Raw genomic sequence first — 25,360 nt, forward strand, 5'->3', positions numbered from 1 at the left:
CTCGAGACGCCCGCGGTCACACGCAGTTTGGCCACGCTTGCCAGGTGATCGTGGGCTGCCTAAGTGTCGCCCTCAAAGGTTAAACCGGGCTTGGATCGCGCACGGTCCGCCACCTCGCGTCGCATGGCGGAGCGGTTCAGCACCAAACGGCTCCAGCCCGCTTCGCGGCCGACCGGTCAATCGGGTCTGCCCGAACTTTCTTTACTAACGCCTCCATCTCACTGCAAGTGCAGACCGATGTTGTCCCTTGCAAACCCAGCGGCAGCGCGTAGCGCTGTGCCGGCGCTGTTTCGTGCTGAACCAGCGCGTTTGAACAACTAGCTTGTCAGACCGTGCGCGATCCAAGCGCGGTTGGACCTATGAGGGCGACACTTAGGCAGCCCACGATGGGCTGGCAAGCATGGCCAAACTGCGTGTGACCGCGGGCGTGTGGAGCTGCTTTCTTTGGTTACTTTCTTTGCAGCAGCAAAGAAAGTGACTGCTGCCCCGCATAGGGGCAGTGCTAATAAACCAACACCAACACGGGATCCGGCGAACAACAAAAAAAAAAAAAAACGCCGCGACTCTCACCGCGGCGCCCAACGCAAACATCCAGCAATCACTTCCAGGGTTACGCCATCTTCAACGCGCATCCCCCGCATGCACCGCGCCTTCGAACTCATGCGCGGCTTCACGCGCATCACGCCGCGCATCGCGTTCCTTGCGCACGCCGTTGAACACGATGTTCAACACGACCGCCGACACCGATGCCAGCAAGATGCCGCTGTGGAGAATCGGCTCCAGCGCGTGCGGCAGTTGCGTGAAGAACTTCGGCGCGACGACCGGCACCATGCCCATCCCGACGCTCACCGCGACGATGAACAGATTGTGCTGGTTCTTCGAGAAGTCTACGCGCGAGAGCGTCTTGATGCCGTTGGCCGCGACCATGCCGAACATGACGATGCCCGCGCCGCCGAGCACGAACGGCGGCACTGACGCCACCACCTGCGCCATCTTCGGGAACAGACCGAGCACGACGAGAATCACGCCGCCCGTCGCGCAGACGAAGCGGCTCTTCACGCCCGTCACGCCGATCAGCCCGACGTTCTGCGAAAACGAAGTGTGCGGAAACGAATTGAAGATGCCGCCGATCAGCGTGCCGAGCCCATCGACACGCAGGCCGCGCACGAGCGCCTTCTGATCGACCGGACGCTCGACGAGATCGCCGACCGCGAGGAACATGCCCGTCGATTCGATGAACGTGACGAACATGACGATGACCATCGTCGCGACGGAGAGCGCATCGAAGTGCGGCATGCCGAAGTGGAACGGCAGCACGATGCCGACCCACGGTGCGTGCGCGACGCCATCCATGTTCACGCGGCCGAGCATCGCGGCGATGACGAAGCCCGCAACGATCCCGAGCAGCACCGAAATATTCGCGATGAAACCGCGCGCGAACTTGTTGATGAGCAGGATGAGCGAAAGCACGACGAGCGACAGCAGCAGAAACACCGGATTGCCGTATTCGGGATTGCCGACGCCGCCCGCCGCCCAGTTGATGCCGACGCCCATCAGCGAGAGACCGATCACCGCGATCACGGTGCCGACCACGACCGGCGGGAAGAACCGCAACAGCTTGCCGATCATCGGCGCGAGGAATATGCCGATCACGCCCGCCGCGATGGTCGCGCCGAATACGTCGAGAATGCCGAGCGAGGGATTGGTGCCGATCGCGACCATCGGGCCGACGGCCGCGAACGTGCAGCCCATGATGACGGGCAGGCGAATGCCGAAGATCCACAGCCCGAGCGTCTGAATCAGCGTGGCGACGCCGCACGAGAACAAATCCGCGCTAATGAGAAACGCGACCTGGTCTTTCGGCAGTCCCATCGCCGCGCCGAGAATCAGGGGCACCGCGACCGCGCCCGCGTACATCACGAGAACGTGCTGTATGCCGAGCGTCAGAAGCTGACCGGCGGGCAGCCGTTCGTCGCACGGATGCACGGACGGGTTCACCGAACTTGAAGCCATGTCTCTCTCCTATATCGCCTTCATTTGAATGGCCTCCAAGTTAAGTGCATCGCAACGCATGAACAAGACCGCCCGGTGCTATACATCGCGTTCGCGCGTCGATATGGGTTTCGCGCGCCACCGGTGGCGCGAAGAGGCGCAAGCCCTTGCCACAGGGGCTTTGGCGCACATCGCAGGAAATCCGTCGCGTGACGAAAGGTCGCTTTCCTCGACTGCTCGTTATGATGTTCATCACGCCGCGCGTATAGTCCGTTTTTCGTGTTCATCGCGTAATCGCGGGGTATACCCGCGTTTTGCGCGTTTTCCCTGACGTCTTTTCGGACTCGACATCCCATGCGTTTTTTAGGCATCGATCTCGGCACGGGCTCCTTGAAACTCGCCATCGTCGACGAAAACGGGCGCGAAACCGCATCGTCGAGCGCGGCGTATGCGGTGACCAGCGCGCAGCCCGGCTGGGCCGAGACCACGGTCGATGCGTGGTACTCCGCGCTCGTCGGCGCCGCGTCGCGCCTGCCCGCTGACGAGCGCGAAGCGGTGAGCGCAGTCGGCTTTTCCGGGCAGATGCACGGCGTCGTGCCGACCGGCGCCGATGGCCACGCGCTGCGCGCCGCGATGCTGTGGCCCGACACGCGCGCCCGCGATCTGCTCGATGCATGGCGCGGACCGCAGCCCAATCCGGTCGCGCCCGGCATGGCGGGGCCGCTGCTGCGCTGGCTCGTGTCGCACGAACCGGAGATCGCGGGCGGCACGCGCTGGGCGTTGCAGCCGAAGGACTGGCTGCGCGTGAAGCTCGGCGGCGCCGCGCCTGCGAGTTTCGTCACCGATGCGTCCGATGCCTGCGCGACCGCGCTCGCCGCGCCATCGGGCGAATGGGACGATGCGCTCATCGACGCGCTCGGTTTGCCGCGCACATGGTTCGCGCCGCTGGCGGCATCGCATGACATTGGCGGCGTGTTGTCGGGCGAAGCGGCGGCCGCGCTCGGCTTGCGCGCGGGCATCCCGATGGCCGTCGGCGCGGGCGATACGCCGTGCGCCGCGCTCGGCAGCGGGCTATCGTCCGACGGCGACGCGCTTCTCACCACCGGCACCGGCGGCCAGATCGTCGTGATGTGCGCCGACGCGCCCGCGCCCGTGCATGGCCTGCACACGTATCGTGCGGCGACCGGGACGTGGTATCGCATGGCGGCGATGCAGAACGTCGGCGTCGCGCTCGAAGCGGTGCGCGGCTGGCTCGGCTATGCGTCGTGGCCGCAAGCCTACGACGACGCGTTCGCTGCGAACGCCAGCGCATCCGTGAGCTTTCTGCCGTATCTGAGCGGCGAACGTTCCCCGTGGATGAACCCCGACGCGCGCGGCGGCTGGCTCGGACTCGGCCTCGACGACACGCGCGGCACCATGATGCACGCCGCGTTCGAAGGCGTGGCATTCGCCTTGCGTGCCGGGCTGGACGCCGTTCGGCGACACTCCGGGGCGAACGGCGCACCGCTCGATTCGATGCTGCTCGCGGGCGGCGGCTCCGTCGATGCGCGCTGGCGGCAGTTGCTTGCCGACGCATTGCGCGTCGAGCTGCACGCAGTCGATTGCCCGAACGCGGCGACGCGCGGCGCGGCGATCCTCGGCGGCATCGCGGCGGGCCATTGGCGCATCGACGATCTCGCATCGCTCGCACCCGCCGCGACGCTCGTCGCGACGCCGCGGGCGAACGCTTCGCTCGACGCACGGCTCGCGCGTTTCATCGATCTGTACAAGCGTGCCGAAGACTGGTTCACGGTCGGGCACGAGTCCGCTTAAACTTTCGTAGCTTCGACCCCGATGCCATCCGCATCGGGGATCATGAAGCGTCGCTTCATATGAACGGTAACTGAAGCGCGCTTCGTCAAGACAACATCGAACTCAGCCATGTCCGCACCTTCGCCGTCACATCCCGATTTCCGCGCGCGCGCGTTTCTGCTCGATCATGCGTTGCGCACGATGACCTTCTATCACCCGCACTGCATGGACCCTGCGGGCGGATTCTTTCACTACTACAAGAACGACGGCACGATCTACGACCGCGCCTCGCGTCATCTCGTATCGAGCACGCGCTTCGTCTTCAACTATGCGATGGCGTACAAGCACTTCGGTCTCGATGAATATCGCGGCGGCGTGGCGCATGGCATCGAATATCTGCGCGAGTTTCATCGCAATCCGCAGACGGGCGGCTATGCGTGGACGCTGAGCGGACGCGACGTCACCGATGCGACCAACCATTGCTACGGGCTGGCGTTCGTCGTGCTCGCGTATGCGAAGGCGGTCGAAGCGGGATTCGACGAGGCGCGCGCATGGCTCGACGAAACCTGGAACCTGATGGAAACGCGCTTCTGGGATGCAGAGCACGGCCTCTACAAGGACGAAGCGACCGCCGACTGGCAGGTGTCCGACTATCGCGGCCAGAACGCGAACATGCACGCCTGCGAGGCGCTGCTCGCCGCGTTCGAAGCGACGGGCGAAGCGCGCTATCTAGACCGCGCGGCCCTGCTTGCCGACAACATGGTGAACCGTCAGGCCGCGCTCGCGGGCGGCCTCGTCTGGGAACACTACAAGCCGGACTGGTCGATCGACTGGAATTACAACAAGGGAGACCGCAGCAACATCTTCAGGCCGTGGGGTTTTCAGCCGGGGCATCAGACCGAATGGGCGAAGCTGCTGCTGATCCTCGAGCGTCATCGCCCGCAGGCGTGGCACGTGACGCGTGCGCGAGAGTTGTTCGACCGCGCGCTGGAACTGTCGTGGGATCACGAGCACGGGGGGATGGTGTACGGCTTCGATCCAGACGGCAAGTTCTACGACGAGGACAAATACTTCTGGGTCCAGGCGGAATCGATCGCGGCGGCCGCGCTGCTGGCGGATCGCGCGCAACGCGACGGCGACGCCGCGCTCGCCGCGCGTTACTGGAACGATTACGACCGCTTGTGGACCTATAGCTGGGAGCATTTCGTCGATCACAAATGGGGCGCGTGGTACCGCATTCTCACGCGCGACAACCGCCAGTACAGCGACGAGAAGAGTCCGGCCGGAAAGGTCGACTATCACACGATGGGTGCATGCTACGAAGTCCTGAACGTCGTGCGCTGAGACAAAATCCAGATTATCGAAACCCAAGGAGCAGAACGATGAAAACGAAAGCAGCAATCGCATGGGAAGCCGGCAAGCCGTTGACGATCGAGGAAGTCGATCTCGAAGGACCGCGCGCGGGTGAAGTCCTGATCGAAGTCAAGGCAACGGGCATCTGTCACACCGATTACTACACGCTGTCGGGCGCCGATCCGGAAGGCATCTTTCCGGCGATTCTCGGGCATGAGGGCGCGGGTGTGATCGTGGATGTCGGGCCGGGCGTCGGCACGTTGAAAAAGGGCGATCACGTCATTCCGCTGTATACGCCGGAGTGTCGCCAGTGCAAGTTCTGTCTGTCGCGCAAGACGAATCTCTGCCAGGCGATTCGCGCGACGCAGGGCAAAGGGCTGATGCCGGATGCGACTTCGCGTTTCTCGCTCGATGGCAAGCCCTTGTTCCATTACATGGGCACATCGACGTTCTCGAATTACATCGTCGTGCCTGAGATCGCGGTCGCGAAAGTGCGCGAAGACGCGCCGTTCGACAAGATCTGCTACATCGGCTGCGGCGTGACGACGGGCGTCGGCGCGGTCGTCTATTCGGCGAAAGTCGAGGCGGGCGCGAATGTCGTCGTGTTCGGTCTCGGCGGTATCGGCCTGAACGTGATTCAGGGCGCGAAGATGGTCGGCGCGGACAAGATCATCGGCGTCGATATCAATCCGGGCCGTGTCGAACTCGCGAAGAAGTTCGGCATGACCCACTTCATCAACCCGAAGGAAGTCGAGAACGTCGTCGACCATATCGTGCAGCTTACCGATGGCGGCGCGGATTATTCGTTCGAGTGCGTCGGCAATGTGAAGCTGATGCGTCAGGCGCTGGAATGCACGCACAAGGGCTGGGGACAGTCGTTCATCATTGGCGTGGCGGCGGCGGGCGAGGAGATCAGCACGCGCCCGTTCCAGCTCGTCACCGGCCGCGAATGGAAAGGCTCGGCGTTCGGCGGCGCGCGCGGGCGCACGGACGTGCCGAAGATCGTCGACTGGTATATGGAAGGCAAGATCAACATCGACGATCTGATCACGCATCATCTCAAGCTGGAGCAGATCAACGATGGCTTCGACCTGATGAAGAAGGGCGAGTCGATTCGTTCTGTCGTCATCTACTGAGCGGGGAAAACGCCATGCTGGAACTCGTGGAAGAACATCGTTGCTTCGAGGGCGTGCAGCGCATCTATCGGCACGAATCGCAGACGATCGGCCTGCCGATGCGTTTCTCCGTCTTTCTGCCGAAAGAGGCCGCATCGCACAAGGTGCCCGCGTTGTTTTATCTCGCCGGCCTCACTTGCACCGAAGAGACGTTCCCGATCAAGGCGGGCGCGCAGCGTTATGCGGCGGAACGCGGCATTGCGCTGATCGCGCCGGATACGAGTCCGCGCGGCGCGGATATTCCCGGCGAGAAAGACGCATGGGATTTCGGCGTCGGCGCGGGCTTTTATGTCGATGCGGCGCGCGAGCCGTGGGCGCGGCGTTATCGCATGTACTCGTATGTGACGCAGGAATTGCGTGAGACGGTGCTTTCGGCGTTGCCGGTGCGGGAGGATCGCATCGGCATCTTCGGGCATTCGATGGGCGGTCACGGGGCGCTCGTGCTCGCGTTGCGCAATCCTGACCTTTACAGGTCGGTGTCGGCGTTCGCGCCGATCGCGGCGCCGTCGCAGTGCCCGTGGGGCGTGAAGGCGTTTTCCGGCTATCTCGGCGATGATCGCGAAGCGTGGAAGCAATACGATGCGAGCGAACTCATCAAGGGCGATGCGGCGTCGCGTTTCGAAGGCGGGATTCTCGTCGATCAGGGAATGGCGGATCAGTTTCTTGCCGAGCAGTTACATCCTGATGTGTTGGAGCGCAATGCACAGGAAGCGGGGCACCGGGTGACGGTGCGGCGTCATGAAGGCTACGATCATGGGTATTTCTTCATTTCGACGTTCGTCGGGGGGCATGTCGCGCATCATGCGCGGGTTTTGTGTCGTTGATTTTTTTTTCGGCGGATCCCGAGTTCTTGTTGGTTTATTAGCGTTGCCCCTGTGCGGGGCAGTGCTAATAGACCGACACCCTAACGGGATCCAGCGAAAACAAAACCAAAAGCAAAGCCAAACCCTCAATTCCCGCGCCGCGCAAGCAGACTGCCGCCATACACGATTGCGGCGAGCATCGTGATCCAGAAGCTCGTCGGCCAGTCGGTGTAGTAGGCGAGAGTAAGCCCGACCCACGCCTGCCCGAGCGCAAACAATGCCGCGAGCACCAGCCCCGACGATAACCGCGTCGTCACGTTCTGCGCCGCGGCCGCCGGCCCGACCATCAACGCGAACACGAGCAGCACGCCCACGATCTGCGTGCACGCCGCAACCGCGAGCGCGGTGATCGCCAGAAACAGCACGGAAACGAGCCGCAACGACACACCCTTGGCTTCCGCAAGCTCCGGCTGCAAGGACGCAAACAGCAAAGGCCGCATGATGAAGCCGAGCGCGCCCAGACTCACGATGGCGAGACCCGCCAGCACGACGAGCGTCTCATGGCTCACGCCAAGCACGTTGCCGAAAAGCAGCGCCGTGGCCTGCGTCGCATACGCGGTGAAGAAGTGCAGAAACAACAGGCCGAAGCCGAGCGATAGCGAAAGAATCACGCCGATCGCCACATCGCGGCCCGAGAGGCGTTCGCCGAGCGCGCCCATGCCGACGCCGGCCGCGAGCGTAAAGCCCACCATCCCCCAGAGCGGCGGCATGCCGAGCAGCACCGCGCCCGTCGCGCCGGTGAAGCCGACGTGCGACAGCGCGTGACCCGCGAAGGTCTGCCCGCGCAACACGAGAAAGTACCCGACGATTCCCGACAGCACCGCGACCATCCCCGACGCCGCGAACGCATTCACCATGAAGTCGTATTCGAACATTGTGCTTTTTCTATTTGGCGTGGCTGTGGCCGTGACCGTGCGCATGGTCATGCTCGTGTTCGTGCTCATGCTCCCCGCCTTCTTCATGAGCGTGATCGAGCTTGTCGATCTCGACATCGCCCGACATCACGAAGATGCGGCCGTTCACGCGCATCACGTCGATGGGCGAACCGTACAGGCGCGACAACACGGGCCTCGAGATGACTTCGTCGACGGTGCCGAGCGCGGCGCGCCCGCTGCCTAGATAGAGCACGCGGTCGAGTGAATTCAGCAGCGGATTGAGCTCGTGCGCCGAGAACAGCACGGTGATGTTCAGTTCGCGCTGAACGCGCCGCACGAGTTCGACGACGCCCGTCTGATGACGCGGATCGAGACTGATGAGCGGCTCGTCGAGCAGCAGGAGCCGCGGATTGCCGAGCAGACACTGCGCGAGCAGCAGACGCTGGCGCTCGCCGCCCGACAGTTCCGACAACGGACGCGAAGCCAGTTGATGCGCGCCGACGAGTTCGAGCACGCGCTCGACATCGGCGCGAATGCGCGCGTTGCGATGCGGCAGGCCCCAGTGATGCCCGTCGGCGGCCATCGCGACGAAATCGCGGCCCAGCACGCGCCGGTTGGCGAGTCCGGTGCGAACCTGCGGCATGTAACCAATGGATGCATTGCCGCGCACGACCGTTTCGCCGTTCACACGGATCGACCCGCTTTTGAGCGGCACGAGGCCAAGCAGCGCGCGCATCAGCGTGGTCTTGCCTGCGCCGTTCGGCCCGAGCACGCCGATGAACTCGCCGTTGCGGACCGTGAAGCTCGCGTCGTTGAGAATCTCGCGCCCGCCGAGGGCGAGCGTCACGCGATCGACTTCGAGCGCGGCTTGTGTGGTTGCGGCGGCGGTCATCGCTGCCATCCTTGCAGCGCGCCCGACAGCGTGTCGAGTTGCGACTGCATCCATTGCTGATAGGTCTCTTTTGCGGGCAGGGTTTCGGTCACGCTGATGCTCGGCACATGTGCATCCTTTGCGATGTTGAGCATGCGCTTCGTCAGCGCGCCCGTGGCCTGGCTGTTGTAGATGAGCACGTGCACCCGGCGCTCGCGCAGATCCTTTTCGAACGCGGCGATATCGGCGGCGCTCGGCTCGGTCTCGTTCATCGATGCCATTTGAAAGCGCAGGTTGCGCATCTCGAAGCCGATGGCATCGGCCATGTAGCCGAACACCGGCTCGGTCGCGGTGACGGGCACGCCCTTGTAGTGCGTCTTCAACTGCGCAACGGTCGAGTCGATCGGCTTCATCGAACCGAGGAAGGCCGCGAGGCGCGCGTCGTAATCGCTTTTGTGCGACGGGTCGGCGCTCACGAGATATGCGCTCACTGCCTTCGCGACGGCGGGCATCGTCGCCGGGTCGTACCAGAGGTGCGGATTGTCACCGGCCTTCCTGCCGACGAGCTTCGCCACGACGATCACTGTGCGCTTGTCGTTGCTCTTCGATACGGCGAGCAACTTGTCCATCCACGGATCGTAGTCCGCGCCGTTATAGACGACGAGGGCCGCGTGCTGCAATGCGCGCGCGGTTTTCGGGCTCGCTTCGAAGAGATGCGGGTCTTCGTCCGGATTGCTGAGGATGCTCGTCACCTGCACGTGATCGCCGCCGAGCTGCCGGATGACGTCGCCGTAGAAGTTCTCCGCCGCGACGACCGGCACGCGCGCGGTCTGCGCGGATGCCGTATTGCACAAGCCGAGTGCGATGGCGAAGCAGGTCAGGATGTGCGCGAATTTCATCGATTTCCTTTCTGGATGAGTCGTTCTCGACCGAAGCGAATCAGGCGTCGCGATGTTTGCGCTGGCAATCGGCGCACAGCCCGCTCAACTCGACGACCTGGTGATGCACCTGAAAGCCGTGCGCCGGCGGGCTCGCGGACAGGGACGAAGCGAGCTCGCGGCCCTGGATTTCGAGCGTCGCGCCGCATTCGTCGCAGATGAGGAACTGGCTTTCGTGCGGCTTGCCCGCGTCGCAGCACGCGATGAACGCGTTCTTCGACTCGATGCGATGCACGAAGCCGTTCTCGACGAGAAATTCCAGCGCGCGATAGACGGTGGTCGGCGGCACGCGCGCGCCGCGCTGCGGCTCCATCGCGTCGATGAGGTCGTAGGCGCCGATCGGCTTGTGCGCCTTCAGCACGAGTTCGTAGACCTGGCGGCGCAGCGGCGTGAGCGCGACGCCGCGCTCGACGCTGAGCGCTTCGGCGCGGGCCAGCATGGTTTCGACGGATGCGGTCATGTCATCTCGGCCGCGTCGGGACGCGACCCGTGCAAGGGGTTGAACCGTGAGCGGGCGTGCCGCTCGTCGGACGATTTGGAAATGATATAACGTATCGCGTTGACATGCGAGAACTAGAATTGTGCTGAACCGTCTGTAGTGCCGCCCGCGTGATACCGCGCTTGGCTCTCCGACCCGTTGCTACACGGGTTTTCCCGACCTTATCCGCGTTTGCGCGACGCAACATCGAAACCTGTGCCGACGCCTTGACACGACCGCGTGCAACGCCGATCATTCGATCAAACAAAGAGCAATTGTTCACTCGCAGAGCGTTCGCTCACACGAACGGCGATCGAAGGAATCGGAGACATCGGTGAGACTGACAGACAAGGTCGCGGTCATTACGGGTGCCGCGAGCGGCATCGGCGAAGCGGTCGCGCGGCGCTATATGGAGGAAGGTGCGCAGGTCGCCGCCGTCGACGTGAAAGACGAACACGACATGGCGCAGCGCTTCGCGGACGTCGGCGCGCGCATGCTCGCGCTCAAGGCCGACGTCACGCAGCGTGAAGAGATCGCGCGCATCGTGGCGCGCACGGTCGAGCGTTTCGGAGGCATCGACATTCTCTTCAATAATGCGGCGCTCTTCGACATGCGCCCGATCCTCGATGAATCCTGGGACGTGTACGACCGCCTGTTCGCGGTCAACGTCAAAGGCATGTTCTTTCTGATGCAGGCGGTCGCGAAGCGCATGGTCGAGCAGGGGCGTGGCGGCAAGATCATCAATATGTCATCGCAAGCCGGACGGCGCGGCGAGGCGCTCGTGTCGCATTACTGCGCGACCAAGGCGGCGGTGATCAGCTATACGCAGTCGGCGGCGCTTGCGCTCGCCAGGGAACGCATCAACGTGAACGGCATCGCGCCGGGCGTCGTCGATACCCCGATGTGGAACGAAGTCGACGCGCTCTTCGCGCGCTACGAGAACCGGCCGCTTGGCGAGAAGAAGCGGCTCGTCGGCGAGGAAGTGCCGCTCGGGCGCATGGGCGTGCCCGCGGACCTCACAGGGGCGGCGCTCTTTCTGGCGTCATCGGATTCGGATTACATCACCGCTCAGACAATCAACGTCGACGGCGGCAACTGGATGAGTTGACGCGCTCCACGCCCGCACGCCATGCGGCTTGCAGCGCGGCAGGCACCGTCTATAGTGAAACGGCGTCGCGGCGAATGCGTGCGCGTGAAAACCGAACCTCTACGACGACGGAGGCAGGCGCGGCAAAGGATCAACCCGGCAACCACGCGATCCCCGATCGCGCACCCTCAAAAGCAGGCAGCGGCATACACGGCGCTTGCGGTCATGCATGAGACTGTCCGCCGTGTCCGTGCAAACAAAAAGGAGACGAACCCAATGAAACGCACCCAACGTATCGTTCGAGCACAACCGCGCGCACGTCGCGCCCCGTTCGTGACCGGGGCGCTGTCGGCCGCGCTGGCCGCCGCCGCGCTCGTGCCGCTGTCGGCGCATGCCGCGTCGACCATCACGATCGCGACGTTGAACAACCCGGACATGATCGAGTTGAAGAAGCTCGCCCCGGCCTTCGAGAAGGCCAATCCGGACATCCAGCTGAAATGGGTGATCCTCGAAGAGAACGTGCTGCGTCAGCGCGCGACGACCGACATCACGACCAACAGCGGCCAGTTCGACGTGATCACCATCGGCACGTATGAGGCGCCGCAATGGGGCAAGCGCGGCTGGCTCTCGCCGATGACCGGCCTGCCCGCCAACTACGATCTCGACGACGTCGTGAAAACCGCGCGCGACGGCCTCTCGTCCGGCGGCGTGCTTTATGCGCTGCCGTTCTACGTCGAAAGCTCGATGACGTATTACCGCAAGGATCTGTTCCAGGCGGCCGGCCTCAAGATGCCCGACCAGCCGACCTATGACCAGATCAAGCAGTTCGCCGACAAGCTCACCGACAAGTCCAAGGGCCAGTACGGCATCTGCCTGCGCGGCAAGGCGGGCTGGGGCGAGAACATGGCGTTCGTGTCGACGGTCGTGAACACCTTCGGCGGCGAATGGTTCAACGAGAAGTGGCAGGCGCAGCTCGACACGCCCGAGTGGAAGAAGGCAGTCGGCTTCTACGCTGATCTGCTGAAGAGCGACGGCCCGCCGGGAGCGAGCTCGAACGGCTTCAACGAGAACCTCACGCTGATGTCCTCCGGCAAGTGCGCGATGTGGATCGACGCGACGGTCGCCGCCGGCATGCTCTACAACAAGTCGCAGTCGCAGGTGTCGGACAAGATCGGCTTCGCGGCGGCGCCGATTGCCGTCACGCCGAAGGGCTCGCACTGGCTGTGGTCGTGGTCGCTCGCGATCCCGAAGACGTCGAAGCAGCAGGACGCCGCGAAGAAATTCGCCGCGTGGGCGACGTCGAAGGAATACATCGAGATGGTCGGCAAGGACGAAGGCTGGGCGTCGGTACCGCCGGGCACGCGCAAGTCGACCTACGCGCGCCCCGAGTACAAGCAGGCCGCGCCGTTCGGCGACTTCGTGCTGAAGGCGATCGAAACCGCGGACCCGAACGACGCGACGCTGCACAAGGTGCCGTATAGCGGCATCCAGTTCGTCGGCATTCCGGAGTTCCAGTCGTTCGGCACGGTGGTCGGCCAGTCGATCGCAGGCGTCGTCGCGGGTCAGACGAGCGTCGACAACGCGCTGAAGGCGGCGAACGCCGCCGCGGATCGCGCCGTGAAGCAGGCGGGCTATCAGAAGTAAATCTTCCGCGGTACACGGGCCGCGTCGCCTGATGCGGCCCGCCGGCATCATCATCGAGAGGTGACACGATGAGTCAACTGAATCCCCCCATCACCGATCATCATCTGGAGGAGTCCGCCGCCGAGCGCGACAAGCGGCGCGCAAAGTCGGTGCGATGGCTGATCGCGCCATCGACCGGATTGCTCTTTCTGTGGATGGCCATTCCGCTCGCGATGACGATCTGGTTTTCGTTCTCGCGCTACAACCTGCTGAACCCCGATGTCAAAGGCTTCGCGGGCTTCGACAATTTCGAGTTCCTCGTCACCGATCCGGCGTTCGGCCCATCCATCGGCCATACGCTGACGCTGATCATTTCGGTGCTCGTCATCACGGTCGTGGGCGGCGTGCTGCTCGCCGTGCTGTTCGATCGCAAGTTCTTCGGGCAGGGCATCGCGCGTCTGCTCGTGATCGCGCCGTTCTTCGTGATGCCGACGGTCTCCGCGCTCATCTGGAAGAACATGATTCTGCATCCGGTGTACGGCCTCATCGCCAGCCTGATGCGCTCGATGGGCATGCAGCCGATCGACTGGTTCGCCGACTATCCGCTGTTCGCGGTCATCGTGATCGTCGCGTGGCAATGGCTGCCGTTCGCGTTCCTGATTCTCTTCACGGCGATCCAGTCGCTCGATCAGGAACAGAAGGAAGCGGCGCGCATCGACGGCGCGGGTCCGTTCGCGATGTTCTTCTTCATCACGCTGCCGCACCTGAAGCGCGCGGTCGCCGTGGTCGTGATGATGGAAACCATCTTCCTGCTGTCGATCTTCGCGGAAATCTACACGACGACGGGCGGCGGCCCCGGCACCGCGACGACCAACCTGTCGTACCTGATCTACGCACTCGGCCTGCAGCAGTTCGATGTCGGTCTCGCATCGGCGGGCGGCATTCTCGCGGTCATTCTCGCCAACATCGTCGCGTTCTTCCTCGTGAGAATGCTCGCGAAGAACCTCAAAGGGGAGTACGAGTCATGAGCACTCAAACGGTTACGGGCGCGCCGCGGACCACCGCGCTCGGTCACGCCAAGAATGTGGTGCCCGGCATCGTCGCGTGGATCGTGTCCATCCTGCTGTTCTTTCCGATCTTCTGGATGACGATCACCGCGTTCAAGACGGAGCAGCAGGCGTACTCGTCGTCGCTGTTCTTCACGCCGACGCTGGAGAGCTTCCGTGAAGTGTTTGCGCGCAGCAACTACTTCGGCTTCGCGTGGAATTCGGTGCTGATCTCGGTGGGCGTCACGTTGCTCTGCCTGATCCTCGCCGTGCCGTGCGCGTACGCGATGGCCTTCTTCCCGACCCGGAAAACGCAGTCGGTCCTCCTGTGGATGTTGTCCACGAAGATGATGCCGTCGGTCGGCGTGCTCGTGCCGATCTACCTCTTGTGGAAGAACACGGGCCTGCTCGATAGCGTGTCCGGGCTCATCATCGTGTACACGTTGATCAACCTGCCGATCGCCGTCTGGATGGCCTACACGTACTTCAACGAAGTGCCGAAGGACATTCTCGAAGCAGGCCGCATCGACGGCGCGACGACGTGGCAGGAAATCGTCTACCTGCTGATGCCGATGGCGCTGCCCGGTCTCGCATCGACGGGTCTGCTGCTCATCATCCTGTCGTGGAACGAGGCATTCTGGAGCATCAACCTGTCGAGCTCGAACGCGGCGCCGCTGACGGTGTTCATCGCGTCGTACTCGAGTCCGGAGGGCCTCTTCTGGGCGAAGCTCTCGGCGGCTTCGCTGCTCGCGGTCGCGCCGATCCTGATCGTCGGCTGGGTCTCGCAGAAGCAACTGGTGCGCGGCCTCACGTTTGGCGCGGTGAAGTGAGGATGCGAGCGTGAACCTCACTCCATCCCACGAGGCCAATCTCGAAGACCGCCTGTTGATCTGCGATTGCGACGGCGTGCTGATCGACAGCGAAGCGGTGGCCGCGCGCATGCTCGTCACCGAGTTGCAGGCGCTGTGGCCGGGCGTCGATGTCGAGCCGGTCGTGATGCCGCTGCTCGGCCTGCGCATCGAGGCGGTGCTCGCGAGCGCCGCCGATACGGTGAACCGCACGCTGACGCACGATCAGGTCGTCGCGATCCGGCATGCCGTCGAAGTCGCGGCGATCGAGGCGCCGGCGGTGCCCGGCATCGCCGAGGCGCTCGCGGCCGTGCCATTCATGAAGGCGTGCGCGAGCAACAGCTTTTCGACCTATGTCGATGCCGTGCTCAAACGCACGGGCCTGCTGCGCTTTTTCGGCGAGCGGCGTTTTTGCGCGGACATGGTCGCGAATCCGAAGCCCGCGCCCGACGTCTATCTGGCGGCGGCGCGCGCGATGCGCATCGATCCGCTGCGCTGCCTCGTCGTCGAGGACAGCGTGACCGGCGTGACGGCGGCGAAGGCGGCGGGCATGCCGGTGCTCGGCTTCATCGGCGGCGGACATGCGACCGAAGGGCAGATCGGCGCGCTCGAAAGGGCGGGGGCGCAGAAGGTATTCGACGACATGACGCGCTTGCCTGCGCTCGTCGAGCAATGGCTGCAGAACGCGACGTTCGAAATCAGATAGCGGAAAGCGCGTGACGCATCGCTAATGAAGACAGGAGACACACATCATGGCTAGCCTGACACTGCGCAATATCAGCAAGCGTTATGAAGAAACCGAGGTGATGCGCAACATCAACCTCGATATCGAGGACGGCGAGTTCGTCGTGTTCGTCGGCCCGTCGGGCTGCGGCAAGTCGACGTTGATGCGCATGATCGCGGGTCTGGAGGACATCAGCGGCGGCGACCTCATGATCGACAACGCGCGCGTGAATGAACTGGCGCCCGCGAAGCGCGGCATCGCCATGGTGTTCCAGTCGTACGCGCTGTATCCGCACATGACGCTTTACGACAACATGGCGTTCGGCCTCAAGCTCGCGGGCGAGAAGAAGCCCGCGATCGATGCCGCCGTGAAGAACGCCGCGAAGATTCTCCATATCGACCATCTGCTCGATCGCAAGCCGAAGCAGTTGTCGGGCGGCCAGCGTCAGCGCGTGGCGATCGGGCGCGCGATCACGCGCAAGCCGAAGGTGTTCCTGTTCGACGAGCCGCTCTCGAACCTCGATGCCGCGTTGCGCGTGAAGATGCGCCTTGAATTCGCGCGCCTGCACGACGACCTCAAGACGACGATGATCTACGTGACGCACGATCAGGTCGAGGCGATGACGCTCGCGGACAAGATCGTCGTGCTGTCGGCGGGGAACATCGAGCAGGTCGGCACGCCGAACACGCTGTATCACGCGCCGGCGAACCGCTTCGTCGCGGGCTTCATCGGCTCGCCGAAGATGAACTTCCTGTCGGGCACGGTCGCGCAGATCCAGAACGACGGCGTGCTCGTGAAATACGCGACGGGCGAGACGCAGCTCGTCGGCGTGCTGCCCGGCAATGCGAAACCGGGCGATGCGGTGACCGTCGGCATTCGTCCCGAGCACTTGCAGCCGAACGCGCCCGACTCCGGCGATTACGGCGTTTCCGCTTCGGCGATGACGGTCGAAACGCTCGGCGACGCCGCGTATCTCTATGCCGAAACGGACGTCGCGCCGGATGGGCTGATCTCGCGCATTCCGCCGCTCGAGAAGCACGCGCGCGGCGAGAAGCTGAAGCTCGGTACGGCGCCGGATCATTGCCATCTGTTCAACGCGGAAGGGCAGGCGTACACGCGCAGGGTCGTGGATTCGTGGCTGCGGGAGCACGCGACAGCGGCCTGAAATTCCGCTGATCGTATGAGCGGCGCCGTTCGGCAGAGCGGCGCCGTTGTTTTTTGCACGACCCGCATACGCGCGATAATCTCGTTTTCGACCAGCCACCCGCGTTGGCCCGCGCCCGTCCCACACGATATCGCCATGCCCGTCCTGAACGAACTCTTCGTCTATCCCGTCAAGTCCTGCGCCGGCGTTTCGCTGCGCCGCGCGACGCTCCTCGACACGGGTCTCGAATACGACCGTCACTGGATGGTGACCGATCCGGCGGGCGCGATGTTCACGCAACGCACACATCCGCGCATGGCGCTGATCAGGACCGCATTCGATGGCGGCGATCTCGTCATCGACGCGCCCGGCATGCCGACGCTTCGCACGCCGCTCTGCGCCGAAGCGCTCACCGATGCGCGAGCGATACGCGCGACCGTCTGGCGCGATACCGTCGATGCGCTCGACACCGGCGAGGACGCTGCGCGATGGTTCAGCGAATTCATGGACACGCCCGCGCGTCTCGTGCGTTTCGCGCCGTCCTCGCGTCGCGACGTCAGCGACGAATGGACCGCGCCGCACAGCACGCACACGCGCTTCGCGGATCAGTTTCCGCTGCTCGTCGTCGGCCAGGCATCGCTCGACGATCTCAACGCGCGCCTGTCCATCAAGGGCGCGCCGGGCATCGCGGCGAATCGCTTCCGCCCTAATCTCGTGATCGGCGGGCTCGATGCGTACGAAGAGGATTTCATCGGCGACATGCACGTTCGCGTGCCGGGACGCGCTGTGCGGCTACGGCTCGTGAAGCTCTGCACGCGCTGTCCGATTCCATCGATCGATCAGGGCACGGGCGCGCACGATCCATCGTGGCCGCACGAGCCGCTCGACACGATGAGCGCGTATCGCGGCAGCGATCAGTTCGACGGCGCGCTCACCTTCGGCAAGAACGCGATCATCCTGGAAGGCGAGGGCGTCGCGCTGGAAGTCGGGCAGGACGTGGAAGCGGAAATCGACTTCTGACGCTCACGCGTCGAGCGCGGCTTTCGCGCACAACTCGTCCGTGACAAGCCCCGACAGCCATTTCCCTTTCAACGCGGCGATGAGCGCCTCGCGCTTGCGCTCGCCGCCCGCGAAACCGATCGTCGGGCGTTTGGGCGGTGCATCGAGCTTGAGGCTCGTCACGCGCGCCCCGGTTTTCGAGGTCACGCGCTTGCCGTTTGCATCGATCGGCAGGCCGAGCCATTCGGCCACGGCGCCCGCCGACATCATCTCGTCGACTTCCGCGCGCGTGATGAAACCGTCCTGGTGCAGCGGACAATTCACGCCCACGTTGCCGATGCCGACGAACGCCACGTCCGCCTGCTTCGCGAGTTCGCTGACGATGCGATACAGCCGGTGACTCACCCACTGCGCGCGCTCGGCTTCGCTGTCGGCCATGAGCGGCGCGGGCAACATGAAGTGCTTGCCGCCGGTCTTCTCCGATAGCTGCTGCGCGACGTCATAACGATTCGATGAACCGTCCTGTGCTATTGCGCCGACCATCGAAACGAAGCGATGCTGCGGCCGGTCGATCTGCCCGATCTGAGCGACGCAGGCCTTCAGCGTGCGCCCGCTGCCGATCGACACGACGAGCGGTTTCTCTTCGAGCAGATAGCGCTCCATCACCTGCGCGCCCGCGACGGCGAGCTTGCGGTCGACTTGCTCGGGCGCGTCGCCGTCGATGGGCACGACTTCGCACATCGCGAGACCGTAGCGGTCGCTGAGCGACTTCGCGAGCGACAGGCAATCGGCGATGCGATGATCGACGCGCACCCGGATCAGGTTCTTTTCGACCGCGAAGGCGACGAGTCGCTGCGCCACCGGTCGCGAGATCTGGAGCTTTTCGGCGATCTCGTTCTGGGTGTTGCCGGCGACGTAATAGAGCCACGCTGCGCGCGTCGCGAGGTCGAGTTTTTCAGTGGACTTGGGCACTGGTGGTTTCGTTTTTTGCTTTGTTGCTTTTTTTAGGGGTGTTTTTGGGGTTTTTTTGGGGTGTTGCCGGATCCCGTGTTGGTGTTGGTTTATTAGCGCTGCCCCTATGCGGGGCGGCAGTCACTTTCTTTGCTGCTGCAAAGAAAGTGACCAAAGAAAGCAGCTCGATAAGCCCGCGGTCACACGCAGTTTGGCCACGCTTGCCAGGTGATCGTGGGCTGCCTAAGTGTCGCCCTCAAAGGTTAAACCGGGCTTGGATCGCGCACGGTCCGCCACCTCACGCCACACAACAAACTGGTTCAGCACGAAATGGCTCCAGCCCGCTTCGCGGCCGTTGGGTCAATCGGGTCCGCATATGCTTCTTTGCTGACGCTTCCCTCTCAATGCACTGCCCCTGTACACCGTTGGTTTCCCTTGTGGACCCGGCGGCAGCGCGTAGCGCTGTGCCGGCGCTGTTTCGTGCTGAACCAGCGCGTTTGAACGACTAGCTTGTCAGACCGTGCGCGATCCACGCCCGGCGGGGCCTATGAGGGCACTCTCTACTGAGCCCACGATGGGCTGGCAAGCATGGCCAAACTGCGTGTGACCGCGGGCGTGTGGAGCTGCTTTCTTTGGTTACTTTCTTTGCAGCAGCAAAGAAAGTGACTGCCGCCCCGCACAGGGGCAACGCTAATAAACCAAAAAGAAAACGGGATCCGCCGAAAAAAAAAGCGCCAACAACGACCACGACGACAAATTCCATAGAAGCCCACGAGCACCACAAAATCAAGCCAACCTCGGCCGCGCCGGATCAAACAACGGTCTCACATGCTGATACAACTCCCGAAACCCCTTCAGGCGCTGCCGAAGCATCTCATGCCGCCCCGCGTCCGGCGTGAATTCCTGCTTGATCTCGGGCTTGGCGAGCACCGTCGCCGGGTCGCCGCCCGCCGCAAGCCAGCCAAGCCGTGCCGCGCCCAGCGCCGCGCCGGTCTCGCCGCCGCCGTGCGTGCGCGTCGGCGTATCGAAGGCATCGGCGAACATCTGCGCCCAGTACGCGCTGCGCGCACCGCCGCCTAACATCGACAACGCGCGCGCCTGCGTGCCCGCGGATTCCAGCGCGTCGAGACCGTCGGTCAGCGAGAGCGTCACGCCTTCGAGCACCGAGTAACCGAGCAGCGCGCGATCGGTCGCGTGCGTCATGCCGAAAAACACACCCTGCGCGTACGGATCGTTGTGCGGCGTGCGCTCGCCGCTCAGATACGGCAGGAACAACGGCGCGGAAGGCAACACGTCGGCGGGCAAGGCTTCGATTTCCGCGAGCAAGGTCGGCTCGTCCGTCGACGTCAGTTTGCACACCCAGCGCAAACAGCTCGCCGCCGACAACACCACGCTCATCTGATGCCAGCGATCCGGAATCGCGTGGCAGAACGCATGCACCGCCGACGCCGGATTCGGCCGGAAGCGATCGCCGATCACGCACAGCACGCCCGATGTGCCGAGCGAGAGAAAGCCATCGCCCGGATCGGTCGCGCCGATGCCTACCGCGCTCGCGGCATTGTCGCCGCCGCCCGCCGCGACGACCACGTGGTCGCCCAGCCCGAATTCGCGCGCGAGCTCACGCCGCAACATCCCTGACGGCTCGCTGCCCTCGGCAAGCGACGGCATCTGCTGGCGCGACATGCTGCACGCCGCGAGCAACTCGTCGGACCAGTCGCGCCGTGCGACATCGAGCCAGAGCGTGCCCGCGGCATCCGATGGATCGGAGACCTTCGTGCCCGTCAGATGCATGCGCAGATAATCCTTCGGCAAGAGCACGCACGCGGTCTGCTTGAAGATTTCGGGTTCGTTGTGCGCGACCCAGAGGAGCTTCGGCGCAGTGAAGCCGGGCATCGCCAGATTGCCGGCGATTTCGTGCAGGTTCGGCGCGCGCTCGTAGAGTTCGGCGCACTCCTTGTCGCTGCGCATGTCGTTCCACAGGATGGCGGGGCGCAGCACGTTGTCGTATGAATCGAGCAGCACCGCACCGTGCATCTGACCCGAGAGGCCGATGCCGCGCACCTGCGCGAATTCATCCGGAAATTTGTCGCGCAGCTTGAAGAGCGCGGCGCGCGTGCCTTCCCACCAGTCGAGCGGATTCTGCTCCGACCAGCGCGGCTTCGGACGCGATACGGTAAACGGCGTGCCCGCCGTGCCGATGACGCTGCCGTCGCTCGCGAGCAGCAGAACTTTCACTTCGGAGGTGCCGAGGTCGATGCCTAAGTACATGAACGGACCCTTTGTCGTCGCCGGGATCGAACCCGGCCAAAAACAGGCGTGACGCCGATGCAGCGGGAGGCGCTAATTTAACGCCACGCAGCGCGCCGCGCCATGGGCACATTACCCGAGCGGCGCGGCGCTGGTTTCAACTCGCGTTTAGGGCGGCGATAACACCGGGCTTATGGGCGATTGGCGAGCCACGCATCGACCTTCGAAATCGCGTTGCGCATCACGCGCTCGAGACCTTCGGTCTGCGCCATGCTGCCCCACAGGAGCTTGTCTGCCGTGAACGCCTTGACCGGATCGGTGGCCGTGAAGAAGGCATGCGCGGCCGATGGGTCCATCACGCCGTCCTGATACGTGTAAGGCAGCTTGCCTTCGTGCCAGCGTTCGAGAAAGCGGAAGAAGAGCGCGGGCAGGATGGCGGTCGAATCGGGATCGACGTTGCGTGCGAAACATTCGGAGAGCGTCGGCGCGATGAAGCCCGGCAGCTTCGAGAAGCCGTCCGCCGCGACGCGCTGGTTCGTGTCCCTGATATAGGGATTGCTGAAACGATCGAGCACGACATCGCGATACTTCGCGAGATCGATCGGACTGGGCGTGAGGCAGGGGATGACGTCGTCGGTGACGTAGGCGTCCGCGAGCGCGCGAATTTCCAGGTCCTGCGTGCCTTCATGGATGTATTGCAGCCCGACGAGCGTGCCCGCCCACGCAATGCAGCTATGGCTCGCATTCAGGATGCGGATTTTCGCTTCCTCGTAGGGATGCACCGATTCGACGATCTCCGCGCCGACCTTCTCCCACGCGGGCCGCCCGGCGATGAAGTTGTCCTCGATCACCCACTGGATGAACTTCTCGCCCATCACGGGCGCTTTGTCGTCGAAGCCGGTCGCGGCCTTCACGCGCTCGGCGACATCGGGCGTCGGACGCGGCGTGATGCGATCGACCATCGCGTTCGGGCACGACGTGTTCGCGATCATCCAGTCGCGCAGCGCGGTCTCGCCGCGCCGCTCCAGGAATTCCAGCATGCCCGCCTTGAAGCGGTCGCCGTTGCTGCGCAGGTTGTCGCAATTCTGCAGCGACACCTTGCCCGCGCCGTTTTTCATGCGCGCATCGAGGATGGCGGCGAGCGCGCCGTAGATGGTCGTCTTCGCCCCTTTCAGATCGGCGGCGAGATCGGTGTTGGCGGTGTCGAGCTTGTCGTGCTCGTCGAGGTAGTAGCCGCCTTCCGTGACGGTGAACGACACGATCTTGCAGGCCGGATCGGCGCCCGTCGCGATCAGTTCGTTCAGATCGGCCGACCACGGCACGACCTTCCTGATCGAGCGGATGGTCTCGTATTCGCGCTCGCCCTTAGGCGTGACGGTCTCGAGCGTGTACGCCCCATGCTGCGCGGCGAGCGCTTCGAGCACGGCATTCATGTCGCCGCGAATATTGCCGACGGCGAGCGACCAGCTCGTATCGCCCGTTTCGTTCAGTCGGTGCAGATACCACGCCTGATGCGCGCGATGAAAAGACCCGGCGCCGATGTGCAGGATCACGTTGGCTTCGCTAATCATGTCGTCTCTTCCTCTGATTGGGATGCGCGCCCGTTCTTCGCGGACGGCGGGTCGCGATGGCGCGCGAGGCGCTCAAAGCGCTCAAGGCGTTGAAGTGAGCATTTGCTCTGTCGTTGATCGAATGATCGTATTCGCCCGGACTAAAGTCAAGGCGCGATAGTTCGTGCGACGCCGCGCAAACCGCGCGTCGCGCGAACGGCACATCCATCGCCGACGCGCGCTCCGGACGGCGCTGCGGCGCACAAATTCCATCGACGGGTACGCATCGGGAATAACCCGTATAGGCAAGCTGACGGCCAATGAACGAAGGTGCGTGAGCCAATTGCCTTTAACGATAGGCGCAAAAACAGAACGCGGGAGACGGACATGAATTATGTGATCGGCATCGACATCGGCACGCAGAGCACGAAGGCGCTGCTCGTCGAAACCAGCGGCGCGATCGTCGCGCAGCATTCGAGCGCTTACCATCCGGATACGCCCAAACCGTTGTGGGCGGAGCAATGGCCTTCGGTATGGTTTGAGGCCGTGACGGAGTGCATCGCGGCGGTCGTCGCGAAGGCGCGCGAGAAGGGCGTCGCTTCGAGCGATGTGAAGTCGCTCTGCGTGAGCAGTCTTTACGGCGGCTCGGGCATTCCCGTCGACGAGCACATGGAACCGCTCTACCCGTGCCTAATCTGGATGGATCGGCGCGCGACGGCGGAAGTCGACTGGGTGCGCGCGAACGTCGACATGAAGCGGCTGGAAACGATCACGGGCAACGGCGTCGACAGCTATTACGGTTTCACGAAGATGCTCTGGCTGCGCCGCCATCAGCCCGACGTATGGAACAAGACGCGCTATTTTCTGCCGCCCAATGCATTCGTGATCCAGCGACTGACTGGCGAGCTCGCCGTCGACCACAGTTCGGCGGGGAATATCGGCGGCGTGTACGACGTGGCGAAGCGCGCGTGGTCGCGCGAGGCGCTCGACATGCTGGGCATTCCCGCTTCGATGATGCCGCAGCGGCTCGTCGAATCGTCGGAAGCGGTGGGCGGATTGTTGCCGCAGTGGGCCGACAAACTGGGGCTTGCCGCAGGCACGCCGATCGTCGCGGGCGGCGTCGATGCGGCGGTCGCGACCTTCGCGGCGGGCGTCACGAAGGCGGGTCATCACGTCGCGATGATCGGCACGAGCATGTGCTGGGGCTACATCAACCAGACCGTCGATGCGAGTCACGGACTCGTGTCGATGCCGCATGTCTACAACGGCAAGCACGATCTCTATGTGTTCGGCGGCGCGAGCACCGCGGGGCAGTGCGTCGCGTGGTATCGCGATCAGTTCTGCCAGGCCGAAATCGCCGCGGCGAAGACGATGCCGCATGGCGACCCGCATCGGCTGCTGGAAGAGGCGGCGTCGAAGGTTGCGGCGGGTTCGGATGGCGTCGTGTTTCTACCGTATCTGATGGGCGAGCGCAGCCCCGTCTGGGACGCGCGCGCGAGCGGGACGTTCGTCGGGCTCAACCTGTTTCATACGCGCGCGACGCTTTATCGCGCGGTGCTCGAAGGCGTCGCGTTCGCGTTGAAGCACAACATGGAAGCGGGGCGGCGCGGGGCGCAGTCGCTCGATGACCGGTTGATCGTCGTCGGCGGCGCGGCGCATTCGGATCTGTGGATGCAGATCATCGCCGATGTGACCGGCTATCCGGTATTGTCGATCGAGCAGGACGTCGAAGCCGCGATGGGCGCCGCGCTGCTGGCAGCGCTGGGCGCGGGGCTGGTGTCGCGGGAAACGGCGGAAGGCGGATGGGTCACGCTCGTCGAACGTGCGCAGCCGGACAAGGAGCGGCAGCGGGTCTATGCGGATCGCTTCGGCGTCTATCTCGATCTCTATCCCGCGTTGAAGCCGCTGATGCACCGTTTGCGGGTCGAATGAGGCGAATGAGCGTCCGGGGCCCGCCGCGATTCACCGGCCGTGCACCGGATGCGAATCGAACACCGGTCCCTGCACGAAGTGCACGTCGAACTGCTGCAATGCGTTGAACTGCGCTTCGTCGCGGACATTGGAGAAGATGAGCGGAATCTTCAGCCGATGCGCATACGCCACGAGATGCTTCACTACGGAATCGCGTAAAGCCTGCGCCGCATCCATCTTGATGAAATCGAGCCGTGCCATATCCGACACCGCCATGATCTGCCCGGCATTGGGCAGATTCCCCGCGACCTTGAACCCGTAACGCTGATAGCTCTTGGTGAGATAACCAAGAAACGTCTTGTGCGCGACGGCGGCAGCCGGCAATTCGATCACCACGCGCGACGGCGTCATGCCGAACTCCGTCAGCACGGAAGAAAAGTGCAGCCCGTGATCGTACTTCACGCTCTTCAACAGCCGCTCGTGCACGCGCAAAAACAGAAGCCCCGGCCGATGCGGCCCGAAGAAATTGAACGCGTGCACCGCGCGCGATAGCCGGTCGAGCGCGACCAGTTCGCGATCGTTTTCCAGTTGGCCGAACGGATCGTGCGGCGCATCGCCCTGAATCAACGTCAACGCCTGCACGCCGAGTTCATCGCCGAAACGCTCGGCGCTCTCCGGCGATGCGCTCAATGTCTGCGGGAAGCTATGCGTGCCGACATCGAAGATCGGCTCGTAGGCGCTCGAAATGCACAGATCGCCGTACCGCGCGATGGCCTGCCCGGCGTGCTCGTTCTCGCCGAGCGCGACATGCGCGCCGAGAAACGGATGTTCCGCGGCGCGGGCGACGAGTTCAGGCAAGGACGGGGCGATCATGGATGGAGCATTCGTATTGTG

21 protein-coding genes are annotated in these 25,360 nt (G+C 63.8%); 12 read left to right on the top strand and 9 right to left on the bottom strand.

Going from position 1 to position 25,360, the window contains the following annotated elements:
- Positions 1-621 precede the first annotated feature (621 nt).
- Positions 622-2,013, bottom strand: coding sequence for a nucleobase:cation symporter-2 family protein (locus tag NCS58_RS03470; RefSeq protein ID WP_061117683.1), 1,392 nt, complete (start codon positions 2,011-2,013; stop codon positions 622-624).
- 333 nt (positions 2,014-2,346) lie between these two features.
- Here NCS58_RS03470 and NCS58_RS03475 point away from each other — a divergent pair, with 333 nt between their 5' ends.
- From NCS58_RS03475 to fghA, 4 genes are all read left to right on the top strand, one after another.
- Positions 2,347-3,804, top strand: a complete 1,458-nt coding sequence (locus NCS58_RS03475) for a xylulokinase (protein ID WP_250476343.1) — start codon at positions 2,347-2,349, stop codon at positions 3,802-3,804.
- A 108-nt stretch (positions 3,805-3,912) separates the two neighbouring features.
- The gene (locus tag NCS58_RS03480; protein ID WP_250537855.1) at positions 3,913-5,127 is read left to right on the top strand and encodes an AGE family epimerase/isomerase; all 1,215 of its coding nucleotides are present in this window, start codon (positions 3,913-3,915) and stop codon (positions 5,125-5,127) included.
- Between the two features lie 38 nt (positions 5,128-5,165).
- Entirely contained in the window at positions 5,166-6,272 is a 1,107-nt protein-coding gene (locus tag NCS58_RS03485; protein ID WP_250476345.1) for an S-(hydroxymethyl)glutathione dehydrogenase/class III alcohol dehydrogenase, read from the top strand.
- Between the two features lie 14 nt (positions 6,273-6,286).
- Positions 6,287-7,135: an S-formylglutathione hydrolase gene (gene fghA, locus NCS58_RS03490; protein WP_250537856.1), complete on the top strand. Its 849-nt coding sequence runs from the start codon at positions 6,287-6,289 to the stop codon at positions 7,133-7,135.
- Positions 7,136-7,260: 125 nt separating this feature from the next.
- Here the strand turns inward: fghA and NCS58_RS03495 are convergent, their stop codons facing one another.
- From NCS58_RS03495 to NCS58_RS03510, 4 genes are read right to left on the bottom strand one after another with little or no spacing between them, the layout of a single operon-like run.
- Entirely contained in the window at positions 7,261-8,049 is a 789-nt protein-coding gene (locus NCS58_RS03495) for a metal ABC transporter permease (RefSeq protein ID WP_250476359.1), read from the bottom strand.
- A 10-nt stretch (positions 8,050-8,059) separates the two neighbouring features.
- A complete protein-coding gene (locus tag NCS58_RS03500) occupies positions 8,060-8,941 on the bottom strand; it encodes a metal ABC transporter ATP-binding protein (RefSeq protein ID WP_250537857.1) in 882 nt (293 codons plus the stop codon).
- Complete coding sequence (locus NCS58_RS03505; protein ID WP_061117677.1) at positions 8,938-9,819, bottom strand: metal ABC transporter solute-binding protein; 882 nt, start codon at positions 9,817-9,819, stop codon at positions 8,938-8,940. The genes NCS58_RS03500 and NCS58_RS03505 overlap by 4 nt, the downstream gene beginning before the upstream one ends.
- A 40-nt stretch (positions 9,820-9,859) precedes the next feature.
- Positions 9,860-10,318 carry a Fur family transcriptional regulator gene (locus NCS58_RS03510; RefSeq protein ID WP_250476361.1) on the bottom strand — a complete coding sequence of 153 codons (459 nt, stop codon included), beginning with the start codon at positions 10,316-10,318 and terminating at the stop codon, positions 9,860-9,862.
- Positions 10,319-10,670: 352 nt separating this feature from the next.
- Between NCS58_RS03510 and NCS58_RS03515 the strand changes: the two genes are divergently transcribed.
- The 7 genes from NCS58_RS03515 (at position 10,671) to NCS58_RS03545 (ending at position 17,828) form a co-directional block, all read left to right on the top strand.
- Positions 10,671-11,444 (top strand): L-iditol 2-dehydrogenase, encoded by a 774-nt coding sequence (locus tag NCS58_RS03515; RefSeq protein ID WP_250537858.1) that lies wholly within the window; start codon positions 10,671-10,673, stop codon positions 11,442-11,444.
- Positions 11,445-11,699: 255 nt separating this feature from the next.
- The gene (locus NCS58_RS03520; RefSeq protein ID WP_250489874.1) at positions 11,700-13,067 is read left to right on the top strand and encodes a sugar ABC transporter substrate-binding protein; all 1,368 of its coding nucleotides are present in this window, start codon (positions 11,700-11,702) and stop codon (positions 13,065-13,067) included.
- Positions 13,068-13,135: 68 nt separating this feature from the next.
- Positions 13,136-14,074 (top strand): carbohydrate ABC transporter permease, encoded by a 939-nt coding sequence (locus NCS58_RS03525; protein ID WP_061117673.1) that lies wholly within the window; start codon positions 13,136-13,138, stop codon positions 14,072-14,074.
- Positions 14,071-14,922 (top strand): carbohydrate ABC transporter permease, encoded by an 852-nt coding sequence (locus tag NCS58_RS03530; protein WP_061117672.1) that lies wholly within the window; start codon positions 14,071-14,073, stop codon positions 14,920-14,922. The genes NCS58_RS03525 and NCS58_RS03530 overlap by 4 nt, the downstream gene beginning before the upstream one ends.
- A gap of 10 nt (positions 14,923-14,932) precedes the next feature.
- The gene (locus tag NCS58_RS03535; RefSeq protein WP_061117671.1) at positions 14,933-15,646 is read left to right on the top strand and encodes an HAD family phosphatase; all 714 of its coding nucleotides are present in this window, start codon (positions 14,933-14,935) and stop codon (positions 15,644-15,646) included.
- 46 nt (positions 15,647-15,692) lie between these two features.
- Entirely contained in the window at positions 15,693-16,829 is a 1,137-nt protein-coding gene (locus tag NCS58_RS03540) for an ABC transporter ATP-binding protein (RefSeq protein WP_250537859.1), read from the top strand.
- A gap of 135 nt (positions 16,830-16,964) precedes the next feature.
- Positions 16,965-17,828, top strand: coding sequence for an MOSC domain-containing protein (locus NCS58_RS03545; protein WP_250537860.1), 864 nt, complete (start codon positions 16,965-16,967; stop codon positions 17,826-17,828).
- 3 nt (positions 17,829-17,831) lie between these two features.
- Here the strand turns inward: NCS58_RS03545 and NCS58_RS03550 are convergent, their stop codons facing one another.
- The 3 genes from NCS58_RS03550 to dalD all read right to left on the bottom strand — a co-directional run bounded on the left by NCS58_RS03550 (position 17,832) and on the right by dalD (position 22,576).
- Positions 17,832-18,779, bottom strand: a complete 948-nt coding sequence (locus NCS58_RS03550; protein ID WP_250537862.1) for a sugar-binding transcriptional regulator — start codon at positions 18,777-18,779, stop codon at positions 17,832-17,834.
- A 765-nt stretch (positions 18,780-19,544) separates the two neighbouring features.
- Positions 19,545-21,026 carry a xylulokinase gene (gene xylB, locus NCS58_RS03555; RefSeq protein ID WP_061117667.1) on the bottom strand — a complete coding sequence of 494 codons (1,482 nt, stop codon included), beginning with the start codon at positions 21,024-21,026 and terminating at the stop codon, positions 19,545-19,547.
- A 170-nt stretch (positions 21,027-21,196) separates the two neighbouring features.
- A complete protein-coding gene (gene dalD / locus NCS58_RS03560; RefSeq protein WP_250537863.1) occupies positions 21,197-22,576 on the bottom strand; it encodes a D-arabinitol 4-dehydrogenase in 1,380 nt (459 codons plus the stop codon).
- 366 nt (positions 22,577-22,942) lie between these two features.
- Between dalD and NCS58_RS03565 the strand changes: the two genes are divergently transcribed.
- Positions 22,943-24,487 (top strand): FGGY-family carbohydrate kinase, encoded by a 1,545-nt coding sequence (locus tag NCS58_RS03565; protein WP_250537864.1) that lies wholly within the window; start codon positions 22,943-22,945, stop codon positions 24,485-24,487.
- A 30-nt stretch (positions 24,488-24,517) separates the two neighbouring features.
- On the opposite strand, the gene NCS58_RS03570 is transcribed toward NCS58_RS03565, so the two are convergent.
- A complete protein-coding gene (locus tag NCS58_RS03570; RefSeq protein WP_061117664.1) occupies positions 24,518-25,339 on the bottom strand; it encodes an EAL domain-containing protein in 822 nt (273 codons plus the stop codon).
- Positions 25,340-25,360 lie beyond the last annotated feature (21 nt).

Source organism: Caballeronia sp. INML3B (genome assembly GCF_023631305.1).
Classification (GTDB): Bacteria; Pseudomonadota; Gammaproteobacteria; order Burkholderiales; family Burkholderiaceae; genus Caballeronia; species Caballeronia turbans.

Coding starts and splice junctions, on each gene's coding strand:
- NCS58_RS03485 (WP_250476345.1), top strand. CDS start 5,166: ATGAAAACGAAAGCAGCAATCGCATGGGAAGCCGGCAAGCCGTTGACG.
- NCS58_RS03570 (WP_061117664.1), bottom strand. CDS start 25,339: ATGATCGCCCCGTCCTTGCCTGAACTCGTCGCCCGCGCCGCGGAACAT.
- dalD (WP_250537863.1), bottom strand. CDS start 22,576: ATGATTAGCGAAGCCAACGTGATCCTGCACATCGGCGCCGGGTCTTTT.
- NCS58_RS03510 (WP_250476361.1), bottom strand. CDS start 10,318: ATGACCGCATCCGTCGAAACCATGCTGGCCCGCGCCGAAGCGCTCAGC.
- NCS58_RS03480 (WP_250537855.1), top strand. CDS start 3,913: ATGTCCGCACCTTCGCCGTCACATCCCGATTTCCGCGCGCGCGCGTTT.
- NCS58_RS03505 (WP_061117677.1), bottom strand. CDS start 9,819: ATGAAATTCGCGCACATCCTGACCTGCTTCGCCATCGCACTCGGCTTG.
- NCS58_RS03540 (WP_250537859.1), top strand. CDS start 15,693: ATGGCTAGCCTGACACTGCGCAATATCAGCAAGCGTTATGAAGAAACC.
- NCS58_RS03475 (WP_250476343.1), top strand. CDS start 2,347: ATGCGTTTTTTAGGCATCGATCTCGGCACGGGCTCCTTGAAACTCGCC.
- NCS58_RS03565 (WP_250537864.1), top strand. CDS start 22,943: ATGAATTATGTGATCGGCATCGACATCGGCACGCAGAGCACGAAGGCG.
- fghA (WP_250537856.1), top strand. CDS start 6,287: ATGCTGGAACTCGTGGAAGAACATCGTTGCTTCGAGGGCGTGCAGCGC.
- NCS58_RS03500 (WP_250537857.1), bottom strand. CDS start 8,941: ATGACCGCCGCCGCAACCACACAAGCCGCGCTCGAAGTCGATCGCGTG.
- NCS58_RS03495 (WP_250476359.1), bottom strand. CDS start 8,049: ATGTTCGAATACGACTTCATGGTGAATGCGTTCGCGGCGTCGGGGATG.
- xylB (WP_061117667.1), bottom strand. CDS start 21,026: ATGTACTTAGGCATCGACCTCGGCACCTCCGAAGTGAAAGTTCTGCTG.
- NCS58_RS03520 (WP_250489874.1), top strand. CDS start 11,700: ATGAAACGCACCCAACGTATCGTTCGAGCACAACCGCGCGCACGTCGC.
- NCS58_RS03470 (WP_061117683.1), bottom strand. CDS start 2,013: ATGGCTTCAAGTTCGGTGAACCCGTCCGTGCATCCGTGCGACGAACGG.
- NCS58_RS03525 (WP_061117673.1), top strand. CDS start 13,136: ATGAGTCAACTGAATCCCCCCATCACCGATCATCATCTGGAGGAGTCC.
- NCS58_RS03530 (WP_061117672.1), top strand. CDS start 14,071: ATGAGCACTCAAACGGTTACGGGCGCGCCGCGGACCACCGCGCTCGGT.
- NCS58_RS03545 (WP_250537860.1), top strand. CDS start 16,965: ATGCCCGTCCTGAACGAACTCTTCGTCTATCCCGTCAAGTCCTGCGCC.